Origin of the sequence: Sporolactobacillus sp. Y61 (assembly GCF_040529185.1) — a bacterium.
In the GTDB taxonomy this organism is placed as follows: domain Bacteria; phylum Bacillota; class Bacilli; order Bacillales; family Sporolactobacillaceae; genus Sporolactobacillus.
Genome location: NZ_CP159510.1, coordinates 131,701 through 150,077, shown reverse-complemented (window position 1 = coordinate 150,077; position 18,377 = coordinate 131,701). Strand labels below are relative to the sequence as shown.

13 protein-coding genes are annotated in these 18,377 nt (G+C 40.9%); 8 read left to right on the top strand and 5 right to left on the bottom strand.

Features of this window, described 5'->3' with window-relative positions; translation table 11 throughout:
- Window positions 1–15: 15 nt before the first annotated feature.
- The 5 genes from ABNN70_RS00760 (at window position 16) to rpoN (ending at window position 6,099) form a co-directional block, all read left to right on the top strand.
- On the top strand, window positions 16–204 hold the full coding sequence (locus tag ABNN70_RS00760) for a CBO2463/CBO2479 domain-containing protein (protein ID WP_353948426.1): 189 nt from the start codon (window positions 16–18) through the stop codon (window positions 202–204).
- A gap of 17 nt (window positions 205–221) precedes the next feature.
- Window positions 222–944: a D-proline reductase (dithiol) protein PrdB gene (prdB, locus tag ABNN70_RS00755; protein WP_353948425.1), complete on the top strand. Its 723-nt coding sequence runs from the start codon at window positions 222–224 to the stop codon at window positions 942–944.
- A gap of 74 nt (window positions 945–1,018) precedes the next feature.
- Entirely contained in the window at window positions 1,019–2,248 is a 1,230-nt protein-coding gene (locus ABNN70_RS00750; protein ID WP_353948424.1) for an acetylornithine/succinylornithine family transaminase, read from the top strand.
- A gap of 481 nt (window positions 2,249–2,729) precedes the next feature.
- Window positions 2,730–4,334 (top strand): APC family permease, encoded by a 1,605-nt coding sequence (locus ABNN70_RS00745; protein ID WP_353948423.1) that lies wholly within the window; start codon window positions 2,730–2,732, stop codon window positions 4,332–4,334.
- Between the two features lie 457 nt (window positions 4,335–4,791).
- Window positions 4,792–6,099 carry an RNA polymerase factor sigma-54 gene (rpoN, locus tag ABNN70_RS00740; protein WP_353948422.1) on the top strand — a complete coding sequence of 436 codons (1,308 nt, stop codon included), beginning with the start codon at window positions 4,792–4,794 and terminating at the stop codon, window positions 6,097–6,099.
- An 812-nt stretch (window positions 6,100–6,911) separates the two neighbouring features.
- On the opposite strand, the gene ABNN70_RS00735 is transcribed toward rpoN, so the two are convergent.
- Window positions 6,912–7,328 carry a hypothetical protein gene (locus tag ABNN70_RS00735; protein ID WP_353948421.1) on the bottom strand — a complete coding sequence of 139 codons (417 nt, stop codon included), beginning with the start codon at window positions 7,326–7,328 and terminating at the stop codon, window positions 6,912–6,914.
- 589 nt (window positions 7,329–7,917) lie between these two features.
- On the opposite strand from ABNN70_RS00735, the gene yyaC reads away from it, so the two are divergent.
- Window positions 7,918–8,484: a spore protease YyaC gene (gene yyaC / locus ABNN70_RS00730; RefSeq protein ID WP_353948420.1), complete on the top strand. Its 567-nt coding sequence runs from the start codon at window positions 7,918–7,920 to the stop codon at window positions 8,482–8,484.
- A 1,144-nt stretch (window positions 8,485–9,628) separates the two neighbouring features.
- Here the strand turns inward: yyaC and ABNN70_RS00725 are convergent.
- The 3 genes from ABNN70_RS00725 to ABNN70_RS00715 form a co-directional block, all read right to left on the bottom strand.
- Complete coding sequence (locus ABNN70_RS00725; RefSeq protein ID WP_353948419.1) at window positions 9,629–10,630, bottom strand: formamidase; 1,002 nt, start codon at window positions 10,628–10,630, stop codon at window positions 9,629–9,631.
- A 63-nt stretch (window positions 10,631–10,693) separates the two neighbouring features.
- On the bottom strand, window positions 10,694–12,406 hold the full coding sequence (locus ABNN70_RS00720; RefSeq protein ID WP_353948418.1) for a hypothetical protein: 1,713 nt from the start codon (window positions 12,404–12,406) through the stop codon (window positions 10,694–10,696).
- A 199-nt stretch (window positions 12,407–12,605) separates the two neighbouring features.
- Window positions 12,606–13,601, bottom strand: a complete 996-nt coding sequence (locus ABNN70_RS00715; RefSeq protein ID WP_353948417.1) for an aliphatic amidase — start codon at window positions 13,599–13,601, stop codon at window positions 12,606–12,608.
- Window positions 13,602–13,832: 231 nt separating this feature from the next.
- On the opposite strand from ABNN70_RS00715, the gene ABNN70_RS00710 reads away from it, so the two are divergent.
- The gene (locus ABNN70_RS00710) at window positions 13,833–15,383 is read left to right on the top strand and encodes a transporter substrate-binding protein (RefSeq protein ID WP_353948416.1); all 1,551 of its coding nucleotides are present in this window, start codon (window positions 13,833–13,835) and stop codon (window positions 15,381–15,383) included.
- A gap of 178 nt (window positions 15,384–15,561) precedes the next feature.
- On the opposite strand, the gene ABNN70_RS00705 is transcribed toward ABNN70_RS00710, so the two are convergent.
- Entirely contained in the window at window positions 15,562–16,872 is a 1,311-nt protein-coding gene (locus ABNN70_RS00705) for a transposase family protein (protein ID WP_353948415.1), read from the bottom strand.
- A gap of 134 nt (window positions 16,873–17,006) precedes the next feature.
- Between ABNN70_RS00705 and ABNN70_RS00700 the strand changes: the two genes are divergently transcribed.
- On the top strand, window positions 17,007–18,317 hold the full coding sequence (locus ABNN70_RS00700; RefSeq protein WP_353948414.1) for a sigma 54-interacting transcriptional regulator: 1,311 nt from the start codon (window positions 17,007–17,009) through the stop codon (window positions 18,315–18,317).
- Window positions 18,318–18,377: the final 60 nt, after the last annotated feature.

Sequence of the window (18,377 nt, the reverse complement as noted above, 5' to 3'; positions counted from 1 at the left end):
AGGATGTGGCTGTCTGTGAATTATGAACTCACACCAACCCTGTTACCTGGCAAAATCATAGAAGTTACCGATCTCGGTGTCAAGGTAACGCTTAAGGGTCGTATGGGGATCATTCAAGTTCCGATGAGATGTGTCATCACTGATAAACAGCTTCAGGTTGGTCAGACGATTCAAGTGTATCTAAGCTATATTCAGGTTTTATAAAGAAAGGGGAAAAAATAATGACATTAACAGTTGCTAGAGGTATAAAGTCGGAGATTTTTGTTCCAATTACACCAAAACCAGTATGGACAGACTTAAATAAACCATTAAATCAATGTACAGTGGCTTTATGTACCGCAGGAGGTGTCCATCTGAAATCTCAGAAACGATTTGTTCTATCAGGAGATTATTCGTTCCGAAAGATTCCATCAGAGGTACCGACCTCAGAAATGATGGTAAGTCATGGCGGATATGATAACAGTGATGTCAATAAAGATATCAATTCGATGTTACCCATTGATCGTCTGAGAGAATTACAAGCCCAAGGATATATTGGCAAACTTGCACCAACAATGATTGGCTTTATGGGCGGCGGTGGCAACGTGGAAAAATTCAAGAGTGAAACCGGGCCAGCTATTGCGCAAATCCTTAAGGATGAGGGGGTAGATATCGCACTATTTACTGGCGGCTGCGGGACGTGTCATCGTTCGGCAACCATCGTTGAACGGGCTGTTGAAGCCGCCGGCATTGCAACGGCAATCATTGCTGCTCTGCCTCCGATAGCGAAACAACAGGGAGCGCCTCGAATCACTGCACCCCATGTCCCAATTGGTTCCAACGCAGGTGAGCCTAACAACATTGAGATGCAGACAGCGATTTTGAAGGATACGCTCAAAGCAGTTGAAGAAATGGATACATTTGGACAGATGAGAGTTCTTCCTTATGAATATAGACACAATTAATGGTGATAAGCAAAACCGGATGATCGAAAGCCTGATTAATCGTGTATAAGAATATATAAGATGGGTGAGAAGCTATGAAACTATCTGAAGTCCATAAAACGTCGGACGAGATAAAAGCATTAACAAAAAAGTATATGATTGAGACGTATGAACGCTATGATTTCGTGGCCCAAAGTGCCAAGGGAATGTATCTTTACGATGAACAGGGAAATGGTTACCTTGATTTTTACGGCGGGATTGCCGTAAACAGTGCGGGTAACTGCAATGAGAAGGTTGTAGCGGCTGTTCGTGATCAAGTCGGCGAGATCATGCATACCTTCAATTATCCCTATACTATACCCCAGGCATTGCTTGCGGAGCTGATCTGCGAGACATTGCACATGGATAAAATCTTTTTTCAAAGCACAGGGACCGAAGCCAATGAAGCCATGATTAAAATGGCCCGCAAGTATGGTGTGACAAAATATGGACCGAACAAATACCACATCGTGACCGCTAAAGGCAGCTTCCACGGACGAACTTATGGCGCTCTGTCAGCGACAGGACAGCCAGACAATGCCTGCCAGATTGGATTCAAACCAATGCTCCCTGGGTTCAGCTATGCTGAATTTAACAATGTGGATGATTTTCGTTCCAAGGTTACGGATGATACTATTGCGATTATGCTAGAACCGATCCAGGGTGAAGGTGGCGTTAAGCCGGCGACTCCAGAATTTATGAAGGGAATTGTCGCGTTATGTCAAGAGAAGGGGCTGCTGTTGCTTTTTGATGAAGTACAGTGCGGCTGGTGCCGGAGCGGTAAAATTATGGCCTACATGGATTACGGCGTTAAGCCGGACATTGTATCAATGGCCAAGGCACTCGGCGGCGGGATGCCGATTTCTGCTATTTGCGCTACTGAGCAAGTCGGCAAGGCGTTTACAATGGGTTCGCATGGAACCACATTTGGCGGTAATCCAGTCTGTTGTGCGGCGGCCTATGCAGAGGTAAAAGAATTGCTGGATCGGGATCTTGCTGGAAACGCGAAGGAAGTCGGGGCATATCTAGTAGAAAAGCTGCAAACATTGCCTCATGTAAAGGAGGTCAGAGGTAAGGGTCTGATGATTGGTGTGGAATTTGATGCTCCGATCGGTTACGCCGTGAAGCATGGGTGCTTCGACCGTCGCATGCTTGTCACGCTTATAGGTGACCGTATCATTCGACTGATACCACCGCTTATTGCCAGCAAGAATGACTGTGATAAGGCCTATGAAATTTTAAAAGATTCGGTTGCAGCAAGTACAGAGATCAATTATCAAAGCTAATTCTGAAATTTCATGTTGATTTGTCAAAATCCTCCGGTACTTAGAATCTTTTATTCATGTTAGTAAAATGAAAGAAAGGCTAAGTATTGTTGATTCATGAGGCTTTCCAAAAAAGCCTCTTTTTGATATTGGTGGGGCTATTTGGGACAAGCCCCCTCTTGCCTGGAGAATACAGATTATTTTGTATATTGAATTCTGCTTTTCTGTTAATTCATGAATGACAGACGACTAATTCATGTATTTTAAATGTACTTTTAAGATGCTCTTGATGAAGGGGTTTGAAGTTTTTTTTAAAACCACAAAGTCTAGCCAGCGTTGATGCCTAAAGTTACACCAATACATGAAGTTTTCTTTATTACCATGATATCGATAGGATAGAATCATACGTTTGAAAACGTTCAGAGAAACGGAACAATGAAACAGCGAGTATCCAATTCATTGTGCATGTTATGTTTAGTTTATATTTGAGAGGTGACGTCTTTTGTTAAATCAAGGAAAATTTAAACGAGAAATTACATTATCAGACCTTATTTTTATCGGATTCGGTTCTATGTTTGGTTCAGGATGGCTTTTCGCGTCAAGTCATGTCGCCTCAATTGCCGGGCCAGCTGGACTGATATCATGGGTTATCGGCGGCATTTCCATTCTTTTACTTGGGTTAATTTTTGCTGAACTTGGTGCAGCTCTTCCCCAGGCAGGCGCTATAGTTCGTTTCCCCGTCTATTCTCATGGGTCTATAATGGGCTATCTTATGGGTTTTATCACACTCATTGCTAATACCAGTCTTGTCGCTATAGAAGTTGAAGCTGCCCGCCAATACGCGGCTTCATGGGCACCCTTTCTCACTGAGGAGGGATCTACGATGCCAACCATTTCCGGATGGCTATTTCAATTTCTGCTACTGATTTTATTCTTTGTCCTAAATTACTGGAGTGTGAAGATCTTTGCAAGATCTAATATGATAATTACGCTATTTAAGTTTATTGTTCCCTTACTGACAATCGTTGTTCTGTTAACTCAAATCAAGTTTGAGAATTTCACAGTGAGTGGTTTTTCTCCCTTTGGTATTAATGGTATCCAGTCAGCTATTTCCGTCGGTGGCATTATATTCGCCTATCTTGGGTTAACGCCGATTGTGTCTGTGGCTAGCGAGGTAAAAAATCCGCAAAAAACCATTCCTATTGCGCTGATTTTATCAACCATCCTAGCTACTGCTATCTATCTTTTTTTACAAATCGCTTTTATAGGTGCCATTCCAACGAATATACTCTCTTCAGGCTGGAGTGGTATTTCCAGCGAATTCAGTCTTCCATTCAGAGATATTGCGGTGAGTCTCGGCCTTGGGTGGCTCACGTGGTTTATCATATCCGATGCCATTATTTCACCAACGGGTACGGGTAACATTTTTCTGTCAGCATCTTCCCGAGTCGTGTATGGTTGGGCAAAAAGCGGAACATTATTTAAGGTATTTCAAAAAATTGATAAAAAATCAGGTGTCCCTCGTTCAGCTTTATGGCTTTCTTTCCTGCTTTCTGTTTTTTGGACTTTGCCTTTTCCTTCCTGGGAGAAATTAATCAGCGTTGTTTCTGCTGCTTTAGTCTTGAGTTATGCCATTGCTCCGATATCGGCTGCTGCTTTAAGAAAAAATGCTCCCGATCTGTCGCGCCCGTTTTATTTAAAAGGAATGGCTATTATTGGTCCCTTATCCTTTATCATTGCTTCTCTAATTGTTTATTGGTCTGGTTGGAATACCATTTTCTGGCTGCTCGGATCGCAAATAGTGATGTTTCTTATTTATCTACTGTTTAAACGTGTTGTCCCAACAGACAAGACATCTTTTGCTCAGCAAATCAAGTCATCACTATGGTTGATCTTCTATTACGCTGCAATGATGGTTATTTCTTACTTAGGGACATTCGGCGGAAATGAAATGGTCTCTCAGCCATGGGATTTTATTGTGGTGACGGCTATTTCAGTTACCTCATATTATTGGGGCGCATATACTGGTTTGCCTAAAGCCATTATTGATGATGTTTCGGATGAAACGGAGGAAGAAGTGCCTATAAATCGAGTTAGACAGATGTAGGCACACTTTTATGAGCAGACATTTACTAAGATCCTTTTTTTGAAACTGAGCCCCTAAAGTTGGACGAACAAAATTCAACTTTAGGGGGTTCACATCATCTGGCAACTTTTTTGTGTCCAATATATTGACATACATTCAAAATGACAAAGTTATGAAATGAAAAACTTTGATCGATTGAGGAGGGGACTGGCCCCCTCCGGAAAAAAACAGAACCCCACGCTCTTCATTTTTTCTTATTCAGATAGTCTTTTTACACAATTACACGGTCTTAACTCCGCACTTCGTAAGGGCTAGTTTTTCTAACGCCGGTATAGATAACAACCAGCTGGTGAATATATTCAAGTAATCTACTGTTTGGTAGTTGGAACATTCTGCGTTTATAAAAAACATTACACAAGTATCCTGTAAAAATTATCACTATTTTCTGATATAATGGTAAGCAAAGAGGTGAATGAAGATGAGCCTGGAACTCGTTCAGAAACAGTCCCAGCAATTAAGAATGGCACCCGCGATGTATCAGTCAGTGAAGTTGCTGCAATATAATAATCTGGAATTGGCAGACATTCTTCTTGAAAAGAGTCTTGAGAATCCATTACTTAACTTTGCAGATTCGGATCGCCAGGCTGATTATTTCTCCTATTCGGGTAGAGACCAAACTAAAAGTACAACCGATGTGCTTGAAGAAACACTGGCTCAGACGGTTGATTTTCGTGAACGGCTGCATCGGGATCTTCATATGTTGAAGGTCGACAAAGAATACTTAATGGCTGCGGATCTACTGATCGATAGTCTGAATGATAATGGATACTTAGATGTGGAGCCTGAAGAGGTACTCAGAAATTCCGGATTGAATCGGGACGGTATGAAACAGGCGCTTGTGGCTGTTCAGTCGCTTGATCCGGCTGGCATTGGTGCCCGGTCTCTTACCGATTGTCTGCTTCTTCAGCTCAGGAGGAGAGAAACCCGCAATCAACTAGCAGAGACGATTATCTCAGAATATAGTAACTACTTTTTGACAGAAGACTGGACGGGGCTTTGTCAATCGTTGAATGTAACGGAGGAATCAGTTAAGAAAGCGGTCTCGGAGATCCGGAGGCTTGATCCTGCACCTGCCCGTAATTTTCATAAAGAATCAGTCCAGTATGTTGTTCCTGATATGTCAATTATTAAGAATGGGGATAATCTAGCATTGGAATTAGAAGATCGTTACCTGCCAAAAGTGACGATTGCTCGCTCTGAGTTCGAGTTGTATTTTAAGAATGCAGATGATGAAACCAAGAGTTATCTGCGTAAAAAAATGAATGAAGCCAACTGGTTGGTGTCAAGTCTTTCCAAACGTAGACAAACGATTATTGCTCTTGCTCAACTGGTCATGGAGCATCAGCGACTTTATTTTCTGTCCGGAGACGAAAAATATCTCCAGTCATTAACAATGAACCAAGCGGCGAAACAACTTCAAGTGGCTGAATCGACTGTCAGTCGGACTGTAGCTAATAAGTATGTTCAGACGCCATACGGCCTTTATCCGTTAAAAAGATTTTTTGTCAAAGGGATTGAAACACGAACAGGTACTGCTTCAGTTTTTAAGATCAAGTCTTTGATCCGGACATGGATTAATAATGAAGATAAGAAAAAACCGCTTGCCGATATAAAACTGGTCGACTTGCTCGGGGAACAAGGATTGCAATGTTCAAGACGTGTTGTATCAAAATATCGCCGAGAATGCGGGATAGGTTCAACTGTTGAGCGGAGAGAGATCAGGTAATAAAAGATTTTGCTGCAAAACCGAAAAAATGGGTATAAGTTTTTGCTTCTTAGTTCTTGGACAGTCAAAAGTCCTAAGCATCTAAGAAACCATCAATTTCTTGTCTGTTGCTAATGTTTTCCTACCTTTCTCGAATTATTTGCGTTAAGTTAAACGAAGTTTTCGGGCAAACAGGCAAAAAATTGAACGGCGTAAATAGGCCATACGTTCGCTTCAGAAACAACGCCTTTCGACCGGCGTACGCAAATATCGAAAAAGGAGCTGCGGCACCCTTTTCGAATAGTTTAAAGCCATCATCTGAAGGAGTCTCAATGCGATACACTGCATATCATGTAGACTTCCATAGCGTTTATGGTTTTCAGAATTCCTTTCTGGTTGTTTGGTTGATCACCTGATCCAACCACTGGATTCAACCCTTTTTAAAGTAGCGCTTCAGTTTTGGTATCGAGCGGATCTAAACATGATACGCAAAAGAGCCCATGGATTGCTTTATCGTCCGAAAGGTGGCTTCTATGGTACAGCGTCAGGCATAGAGGCGAATGATTGCTTCAGAAGCCCATGACTGGTCTGTGTTTTGGCAGAATTTCCTGCCGTCTAACACATTCTTAGCCAGTACAAGCGCATGTCATGGTATAATCCCAAATCTCATAACAGATCTCGACAAAGATACGACACAAGTTCTTCTTTACCATACAGTTGGAGCGTGATTGTCTGAAACGCGTCGCTCCTGGCTTTGACTTTCTCACCTTTCTTTCTCGGATGCCCCCCTTCGCCTTGTTTGAACGGGATAAGTATAGGCGGCAGCAGAAGCTTTAGCCCGAGTCACCAGATCGAGTTTGACCGTTCCTTCCTAATTCAGCCGATCGAGTCATATTGAAGCGCAGGAACAGATAAAAAATAATGATCAAGGAGAAAAAGAACATGCTCCAGAGCTTTAGCTGCGGCGTGGCGTACCCATGGTCAACCATCTGAACCACATGTGAGTCTTCGCGTGTGTTGTGTTCGTCCGCCCAACTAGAGATGTTTTTGACGCCATCCTGAAGGTTGAGGAACAGAGGCAGGCAAAAGACTTTGCCGAAGGTTCCTACCAGGACGCCGCCGGCGCCCCAGAGATGGCCAAAAATGAAGCGGGCTCTGGACACATCCTCAGACTCTTGACAAAGCTTCTTGACGCCTGGCATGCGCCGTGCTTCTTTCGTATATTTGACGCCATCGCCAACGAGAATCACTGCATCGCCTACTCGGCGAAGAGGCGCGTGTTTTTCAGAACAACTTGGAGCCACATTTGCTAGAGGGAATCGAGCGATCAGGTAGATGAGCGGAAAGAATGAATTATCGATTCATACCCCTTGGGGATCTGAGCTAAATCACGAATCACACAGGTAGCGCCAAGACAATCAGAATGGATCATCATCCCAGTAATAACAACAACAAACCATTTGAAAGCAGCAAATCCATGGAAACAGGAACGGAAACATAAAAACAGAATCAAGAACATGGCACTAGTCAATCGCTGCAGAACGGGGTAAACTGGGAACCCGATAACCCTTGGCGATTTTATACTCCTTTTTTCTTAGCAGATATTGAGGATACCATAAAATCCAACAAAAGAGTTATCTTTTTGTTGAATTTCTCATGGAGAACTTTTCACTTCCAGTGGAAATAATATTTCTAATGTAATACAATAATTAATGAAAGCGCATACATCATGCGAGAAGGATAAATAAAATGATCAACGGAAATACTCTGGAAAAATAAAATTATAATAGGATCCTATAATAGATCTTAGTACTTCTTATGTAAGGAAGTGATGTTACGTTGAAATTAAATATTAAGGATTACAAAAATGCAAATGCCTATTATGAAAATGAGTTAGAACTTTATCATTTATCTAAATTTATTCATCATCTAATCCCATGCAATAGATCAATCGTTATTGTTTGTATTGGCACAGATCGATCAACAGGTGATTCACTAGGACCACTAACCGGTATGATGCTTAGTCAGAAAAATTTGGTTAATGTAATTGTTTATGGAACCTTAAGCAGTCCCGTACACGCCGTTAATCTTAAAGATGTTATGCGGAAAATATATAAATCATTTGATAATCCATTCGTTATTGGCGTTGATTCTTGTCTAGGGGATAAAGCCAATATAGGAATGATTTATGCAGATAATGAACCGATTAATCCAGGAGCAGCGTTAAATAAAAAATTACCAATAGTAGGTGATATAAGCCTATCAGGAGTCGTTAATGCAGCGAATTATTTAGAATCGATTGTATTGCAAAATACGAGATTAAATTTAGTTATGAATATGGCGAAAGCTATCTCGGAGTGTTTAACGACTGCATTACAAATACAGGTAGTGTCAAAAGTTTTTTGAAAAAGCATGGCGGATAATGACTTTCGGCATAAGGGATGTGGTGAGTCCCGTAATCGTCCTGGCATACAGGCCCATAATTTGGATGGTAGGTGTCAAGGACGACGAGGGGACAGAAAAGCTGGCACAACAAAGCCACCCTTAGTCTGTTCATTATAAACCATTGGCTTGTTTGGTTTGTCAAGTGTTCGCTTTGCCGATTGCTGTTTCCGGGCTCTGCAAAACAAAAAAGTTAGGTAACCGGATCCTTCAGCCATCCCTGGGATAAACCAAGCAGCTTGACCCAGCGTCTCAGAATATTTCCTGGTTCCTCCATCTCTATAGTAGAACCACTGGGACCCGACCATCCAGGGCTGCGTGTGGCCGGAGAAAGTTGAAGTAAGCAGACTGTCAAACCGAGACGGATCCTGCACTGGAGCTGAAGCCCTGAGTTGCCCGGTAGTTGCCCTTACTGATACGATTGAGCCGCTCGATAATCTGTTTCATCGGCCGTTACTGGATCTTCGTTGGTCTAGAGCCAACCACTTGCTTGCTTGATGTCGAAGACAATCCCGTGTTGGGCAAAGAATTGCTGAGCCATAAGATAGAACGGATTCCCGTCGACGATGAAAACCAGATCCTCCGGGATCTTTTTCATGGTATCGAAAAAGAAAAACAATCTGATGCGAGATCGAGTCGCCATGTACATCCTTCATCAAGGCGGCGGTCCGACGGGCCGAAAGGCCGTGATTGAGGTGATACGTCAGGATGAGTCCAGTACGTTGGCAGAGCACTGTGTTTGGGACAGATTGACCCTCGGCTTTTTCGGCGATTGGTGAGATAAGGGCTGAAAATTAATCCGGAATTTCTGGTAAATGTAACGCATTTTAAAGGCATGCGGATCTGAATTGAAAAGCTTTTTCTTCTTCCAGGTAAGTGTGGTACTATACGCTCTAGTAGAAGATGCAACGATAATAAACGCTAGCAGCAATAATGCTTCTTAAATTTTCCATAAAAAATCCCGGTTATGGCTTGTTCGCAGAACCAGGAAATGAAGATATAGGATAGTCTAGTAAATAAATCATAGAGAATAGGTGTAGGTAATTCTATTCAATCAACAGGTTGATAGGAACGAGAGACGATGTTTGCTCTCTTCAGCTTTCGTTATTTATTTATTGCTCATTTCCTTATTAACTGGATAGCCGTAAATTGAACCATCCTTAATCTTAATTTTGTCTTCCCAAGGTAATTTGTAGTTGTTCTCAGCCAAATCCTGGATGAAGGTATAAGGATTTTCTTTGACTCCACCAGGGGTTGCTACATACCCACGTGTCCCCAAATTATAGATATTGTTTTCTAGTCCCCAGTCTAATCGAGCCTGGTCAGCTAATTTCGGATAAATTTCTGCTGTGACAATTTCATATGGATTTCGGTGACCCTGCACCAATGTTGTTCCATCGAAATTGCACGCCTGACCTTCTCCAAAGTAATAGAATGTCCCATCGTATCCGGCCAAGTTGACAGACAGTGTGTACATTAAATTTTGCCATGCATTTGAACGATTCGTTAATATCCATTGATCGTTGACTTGTGTGCTATATCCGGAAATTCGGATCAGCACATTGGCACCCTTGTAAGCTGCTTCTCTCGCGATTTCCGGGAACATCCCATCATGGCAAATACAAACTGATAATATGCTTCCACCCGGTCCCTCACAGACCGGCAACCCTAAATTGCCTGCTTGCCATGGTTCAACAGGAACCCACGGGTTAAGTTTTCGATATTTTAATACGATTTCTCCCTCGGGATTAATAATTATTGAGGTATTAAAAGGGGCACCGCCTTCTGGATCTTTTTCCATAATTGAAAAGACACCAAACACTCCGGCATCCATGCAGGCCTTGGCATAGATGTCTGTTTCAGGACCTGGTACCGAACAGAGAAATTCATCAGTTGTCCATTTTTTCGTATTCAATCCTTGGGTACTGTATTCTGGGAATACTATGAGTTCAACTCCGGGATATCCGGCCTTCGTTGAATGAAGGATTTTTACGATTTGTTTAATTTGTTTGTCAATGTCTGCTCGAGAGTCAACAACTGGCACCGGATATTGAATAAGAGCGGCAAGAAATCCTTCACTTGGTTTCGTCATGCTTCCAATACTTCCCATAAATAATCTCTCCTTATATAGTTAATATTTTTCAGAATACTGTTTAAAAAAATTCCTTGAAAATTATTTCGCAGATAAATCATTCAACACTTTTTCAGTCTTACACATATCGTGACAATTTTTTTCAAGACTGCAGCAGAGAGAGCAGATCATCCCATCATGAAATGGACAGAATGTCATATCTTCTTGTTCATAATCATAGTGACAAACGGAGCAAGTATAGGTTTCGACGCCATCGTTATTTGAATGGACATGATTATGTCCGTGTTCTAAAGGCTTGTGAATGGTTGAAGCTGTTTCTTGATTGGTAGCGTACATTGGATTTTCTCGTGCAATATAATACTTACCCTTTGTAGCGATGGCAAAAATGGGTGCTAATATAAAGGCTAATACGAGTGACAAGAATGGTGAGAAGGCCTGCAAAACTGGCCCGAGCAATCCAAAATAGGCGATGATTGAAACAATAGAAGCAATAATCATCGAACCAAAACCTACCGGATTGAAATTATAAAGATGCGCTCTTTTAAACTCGATATAGTTTGGACTTATCTTAAGTATTGATTTATTCACGACAAGATCAGAGACGATAGCACCTATCCATGCAACCGCCACATTCGAGTAGAAGCCAAGAACAGCATTTAGAAAGTTAAACATCCCTGCTTCCATGATTGCTAAAGCAATCGCTACCTGCAGGAAAAGCCACGCGACTCTCCCGGGGTGGAAATGAAGGAGCCGAGAGAAAAAGTTCGACCAAGACAACGAACCGGAATAGGCGTTAGTGACTTGGATTTTCATCTGGGATAATACAACGAAAAGTGTTGCGATTGTTAAAACAAGAAATGTGCCGGGTATAAATGTTCCAAATCCATGAATAAATTGTTGTATAGGTTCAACGGCAGCGGTAAGCCCAACTGATGGTGCAATATAAGAAGCATATAATGAACCACAAAGCATATTAAAGGCACCGAGAATCACCCAACCTGGACCTGCAAGGATGACTACCCATAACCAAATTTTGTGATTTTTTAGTTTTCGTTCCGGCATGAATCGCAGATAATCCACTTGTTCGCCTATTTGTGTAATAAGGGATAAAACAACGCCGGCGGACAGAGCGAAAAACAATGGATTAAAAGCTGATCCTGAAGGTGAATTTCCACCAAAATTTGTCCATGCTGCTAATGATTGTGGATCTTTCACCAAGATACCAATTAGTGGTGCAATCATCAGAACAATCCATAAAGGCTGAGTCCACGTTTGCACCCGAGAAAGTAAAGTCATACCATAGGTAACGATTGGAATAACGACAATCGCACCGATTAGATAGCCTACTCCAAGGGGAATTCCAAAATAGAGATCCAATGCCTGGGCTAAGATAGCCCCTTCTGTAGCAAAATAGATGATAGTGAAGGTCGCGTAAACGAGTGATGTCAGTGTGGATCCTAGATAACCAAATCCTGACCCGCGTGTTAGAAGATCCATATCCACGTTGTATTTCGCTGAATAATAAGAAATTGGAATGCCTGTTAGAAAAATAACAAGTCCGGCAGCGAGGATTCCCCAAAATGCGCTAGAAAAACCATAAGCAATAGTAACTGATGCTCCGATGGCAAAGTTAGCGAGAAAAGCAATCCCACCAAGTGCTGAATTTGCAACAGCGGATTCTGAAAATTTCCGGAAGGATCGAGGGGCATAACGTAACGCGTAGTCCTCTAATACGGGATTGTTTACCCATTTATTAAACGTTCTTGTTATTTTAACAGGAGTTGTAGTTTCCATGTCTATAAATCCTCGCTTTCTCTAAATTCTGATCTTTTGCTAAAGAAAACAGTAGAGACATAAGCGCAAGTCAATATTGAATTTAGCTTTTTTATACAGTTAGGAAAGTATAAAAAGAAAACGGCATAAGCGTAACTAAGGCTCAGCCTTCTCCAGAGATGATATCACAAGTTTTCTTTATCTGAAAAAGAAGATTAGATTATCTATTTAGCAGCGTATTATCAGATAATTCTTCAACAGGTTGTCCAGGTGTATTGCGTGTCAAAGATTCGCAAATCGTTTTGGCTTTTTCTGGATCTTCAGCCCAGGTTTTATAAAAGGTATAAGGACTTTCTGCGACACCGTTTTTAACGGCAGTATAGCCCCTGTGTGTTAAATTAAAGATTTGATTTTCTGCAGTCCAATTTTTTCTCGCATTGCGGATGGCAGAAATGGACAGTTCGGAATAAGTTACCTCATCAGGTGTTGTGCCACATTCTGCTAATGTCGTGCCATCAAAATTAATAATGTTAGAATGACCGAAATAAGAATACACTTTATCACGGCCAGCCATATTAGCAACAACGAAGTAAACATTATTTTCCCAAGCACGAACACTGGCTACTTTTATTTGCTGTTCCTTTGAAGGATACATATAGCCCTGGATTCGAACAACGAGTTCCGCACCTTTCATAACTGTGTCACGCACAATTTCCGGCATGTTGGAATCGTAGCAGACATTTGCGCCGATCATTAGCCCTTTTGGCCCCTTAATGACCATCGTTTCATCGCCAGGATACCATGGTTCTTTTGGGACCCAAGGATTAATTTTATGATAATTGAGCTTGATTTCTCCTTTATCATCAATAAGAATAAAACAATTAAATGGATTACCGACAGGATTTATTTCTCCGGTGATTGAGAAAACACCCCAAACCTTATTCTTCCGACAAGCTTCACAAAAAATATCGGTTTCGGGTCCAGGAACAGTGGTGCAGAGGTCTCTCCATTTAGTAGGGTGGAAACCTTGTGTGGAGTATTCAGGGAATACAATTAAATCCAATCCAGGGTAACCTAACTTTGTGCCTTCAACAAAATCTGCAATCCGATGACAATTTGCTAAGACTTCCTCCTTTGACTCTAGAACCGGTACGCGATAATTCACCACAGCAATACCAACAGTATCCCTTGAACTAGAAATAGTACCAACTGGCATCGATAATCCCTCCATTGTTGATTAATAAAGTGATTTTTTCACTTAAATTTATATAAGCAAGAAACGTGCCAAATTTAAAATTCAGATTTTAGGCTATTTTTAAAATATCGTATGGACACATGTGGACACAATTTGTTCACATTCGTTCAAATTAGTAAAATATTATGATTATTTAGATGAATAGATTATAATTAAGCTAATCGATTATTCATTTTAGAGGAGTGTTAAAAAATGCATAGCGAGAGTATAAGAGTTGGGATCTTGTTTTCTTTAACAGGTTGTACAGCGATTACCGAGGTGGGACAATATCGGTCAGCCCTTCTAGCTATTCAGCAAATTAATCAAACCGGTGGAATTCATGATCTTCCGATTGAAGCTTTTGTAGAAGACATTGCTTCTGATCCAATTCTTGCTAGAGAAAAGGCTAGAAAATTGATTGAACAAGACAAAGTTCAAATTCTTGTTGGGCCTTATACTTCTGCATGCAGAAAGGAAGTCATTCCTGTTCTAAAACAATACAATATTCTTCTGTTTTATCCAACTCTATATGAAGGAAACGAACAAAATAACTGGATTTATTACACTGGTGCTCTTCCCAATCAGCAATTGCAATTTTTTATTCCTTGGATTATCTCTCATTTGGGGATGTCATTCTATCTTGTAGGATCAGACTATATCTTTCCAAGAATTACAAATCAGCATATGCATGAGTTGTTAAAAATAAATGGTGGTAGAGTGAACGAAGAATCGTATGCTTCATTAGGAACACAGAATTTTGAACAAGTATTAAGTGAAATCGAGTATTTAAAACCGGATGTTGTATTTTCGACACTAGTTGGGGACAGTGCTGTATCGTTCTATCAACAGTTTTATCAGAATGGTTTTGAACAGCCCATTTGTAGTCCGATTACAGCGGAAACGGAAATCACTGCCATGCATCATGAGTATAGCAAAAATATTTTTTCTTCTTTTCCCTATTTCAATACAGTGAAATCGCTGTCTAATAAGACATTTATTCAAGCCTATGAAAAACAATACAGCTCCAAAGTTATCAGTTCGGTGATGCAAAATACGTATAATAGTATCTATCTATTAAAGGACGCTGTGCAAAGAGCCAACAAATTAGATACAGATTCAATTAGAAGATCTTTAAACCAGTCGAGTTTCGATTCGCCTCAGGGTTATATTCGGTTTGACGAAAATAATCACCATCTTTGGCAAGGTTCAAGAATAGGGCATATCACTGAAAGAGGCAATTTTGAAATCGTTTGGGAATCCGATTCCCTTATTGCTCCCACACCGTTCATGTCCTATGCGCAGTCGAATCTCCCTATCAAAAAATCTTTCTTTAACAATAAATTTAAAAAGCGAGTGATATCAGATGATCAATTGAAAGTACGGCAGAGTCGATGGAAGGATTATATGCCTTTTTTATATCAGCTTCCTCAATTTTACCAATATCAATTTTTTCTTTTGGATCCAGACGGTATATTAATCGATAAGCTGAATAATGATCAAGTCCCTTTGAGTAACAAGGGAATAGGAATGGGAACGAATTGGTTATCTGATTTCAAGGGAAAAAATGGGTTTGGAATGGCGCTAGCGTGTAAAAAAACTTACATTATGCAGGGGGAACAGCATGACTATGCATCATTAAATGATTCGGTTACTGCAGGAATTCCCATCATACATGATAAAAACTGTTTAGGTGTTATAGGGATATTAGCAGATTTAGATGACTTTAGAGAATTGTCAAGTCAACTTGATTCGCTTCAGCTCTGAGGAGTAAATTTTTGTGAGGCCCTCCGTGTCATGCGAATAGCTGATTAAATTTTACATATATTTCCAATTCTGCTTTTCCGCTTTTTTTGAAAAAGGGACAAGCCAAATTTTGATGGCCTTTTTTAATTTTTTTTGACTGTAGCTTTGCCTGGCATTCCCCCTTTCTGATATACTGTTCTTAACCGGTGAACCGGACTTGCATCGGTTTCACCAGGCTAGCCATATCCTCCTCTGTTAATCTGCGTGTCCGAATCGCTTCTAACAGGGCTGAGGATATTTCTTTTGCCGTCTTTTTTTGCGTACGGAGCAGCTTTGACCCTTTTTCATATAACTGCATCAAAATATCCGCAATCTGTGTAAGAAGATAGTGATTCTTCATCGCCTGATGATTCTGGCTGTTCACGTGTTGAATGGCGTACTGTACGTGCTTTTGTCGATTAAACCCCTGATTTTCAATCTTCCAGCGCCTTCGCCCAACTGCTACCAACGCCTCTGCCTTTTTCTCCGTGATGGGCAGATTGGTCAGAAACAGAAAGGTGTGCGCTTTTTCTTTTTCCTGAACCGTAGCTTCCAGGGCATTTAGTTTTCTTTCCTGGTAGGCGATGTCATCCACCCAGTAGGTCGTTGCAGATTGTCCCCGATACTTCAGCGCTTTCAGCGCCTCGAATTCCTGCGCCACACTCGGAATACTGCCTGCTTTGAAGCGAAACATGTATTTCCAGCGGTTAGCCTCACATCGCTGAAAGACTGATTCACACGCATATAGGCTATCCGCCAGGATACAGATGGGCAGACGCTTGAAGGTCGCTTTCAATCGGGTGCTCAGGCGCTCGAAGGCGCGACGTTCACAGTCCTGTTTGGTCACGTCCTCGTGCTCGTTCTCTATAAATTCCGAGTCGATACTCAGCACCATGTCCCCAACGACCAGTTTGGCTTCCAGAACGTGATGCTGGTAATCCGTCCAGGTTTCTCCGGTCTTTTTGTGGGTATGTTCGCGTTTCAGGCAATGTGCACAATGCTTCTTGTTAAAGTGGAAAAGCCCGGTCCCATCAATGATAATCCCCCAATACTTCCCCTCGATCCGTTCGGCCTCAAAACACCGCTTTTTGAGGAGCTCCCGGATTAAACCGATGCGAATGTTTTCCAGCTCCTTCGGATCAAGCCGCGACAAGAAATCGTTGATCGTGTCATAGTGGGGCAGTTCATGAAGCTCTTGAGTAGCGAGCATCTTTTGCAGGTTATCGATACATTCTTCACGATTAAGTCCGTTGCTCAGGCTGCGCATGCTGGTGAACTGACAGACATTTTTCAGGATCATCATCCAGAGCAACAAGTCTGAATCATAGGTGACATAACTCTGATGTCTCGGATCTTTGACCTTTCTGAGCCTGTTGGTGAATCCTTTAAAGAAATGATGGCATATTTTCTGAAACTCGAGAAAATAATTGACGTTCTTCTCCTGCTCTCGTTTCTCTTTCCGTGTAATCATAAGAACCTCCTAAAAAAATAGCACTATTATGGGATTTATTACTGTTAAATTATCTCATATATAGCATTATTTAGGGGGCTGTTGTTGATTTTATCGCGAAGAATTTTTACTCCTCAGAGCTGGATTCGCTTAAAATGTTTATCAATTCTTTTATTAAATTTATCAATGTCCAAAAGAAACTGAATCTGTTTAAGAATATCTTGGAGAGGGAAACGAATCAAAATACCGAAGGCTTTTTTTTAGTGCATAATCAACAAATCATCTTTTCAAATGTGGTTGCTGATTATTTGCAGAGTAAAAAACCTTCATTAATTAAACTTCTTCTCGAACATTTAGAACACCTTGACAGTACAATGGAAAAACATTTACGCAGGAGAGTAGAAGATGAAGTGTTTGATATTAATCTTCAACATTTCATGGATACAGATCTTATCCACATTAAACCTTTTCACATTAAAAAAGCAGAAAATTCCAAAGAGAATAAAATAATTAAATTTCAAGATATTATTGGCATGAACAGTAAGTTTGTAACCACTATTAATATTGCTAGAACGGCTGCTGAGACAGATGCGAATGTTCTCATCATTGGAGAGAGTGGTACCGGAAAGGAACTATTTGCAAATGCAATTCACAATGAGAGTGAGCGCAGAGAAAATCCGTTTGTGGCTGTTAACTGCGGCGCAATATCAAAGGAGCTGATTTATTCAGAGTTTTTTGGCTATGTTGATGGCGCTTTTACCGGTGCGAAGAAGGGAGGGAAACCAGGTTTATTCGAGACAGCCAGTGGAGGTACCGTATTTTTAGATGAGATTGGAGAAATGCCACTGGATTTGCAAGCGACTTTATTGCGAGTCCTTCAAGAAAAGAAAGTCACACGAATTGGATCCTTTAAACCGATTCCGATTGATGTAAGAATTATTGCTGCAACAAATAAAAATATCATGGATGAAATCGCTTATAAAGGTAATTTTCGTCGAGACCTTTACTATCGTTTAAATGTGTTTCAATTAGAGTTAATTCCCTTAAGGGAAAGACGAGATGATATACCTGAGTTAGCTCAGGATTTTTTGGAGAAATTAAATCGGAAATATCTCACAAAAAAGAAGTTTTCAGAAGAGGCATTGGAAATTCTTCAAAAACATCAATGGCCCGGGAATGTTCGAGAACTAGGCAATATTGTCGAACGAAGTTATTACTTGTCACATTTCCAAACAACCATTGACGCCCACAATATTGATTCCTATATTTATCGACCGCCTAATGAAAATATGGAGAATAGGGATCGAAAAATTGTCATTGATTCTGCAGAATCTGAAAAGGACGTTATACTTAATTCTTTAAAAGAAACAGGTTCCAATGTTAGCCTAGTGGCCAAAAGGTTAAATATGTCTCGAACCACGTTATATAAAAAACTACATTTATACAATATTGAAATTAAGAGATAGTTGAGTCCGTATAATTGTGTAAAAAGGGTTTCTGAATATGAGAAAATGGTGAGCAGGGAA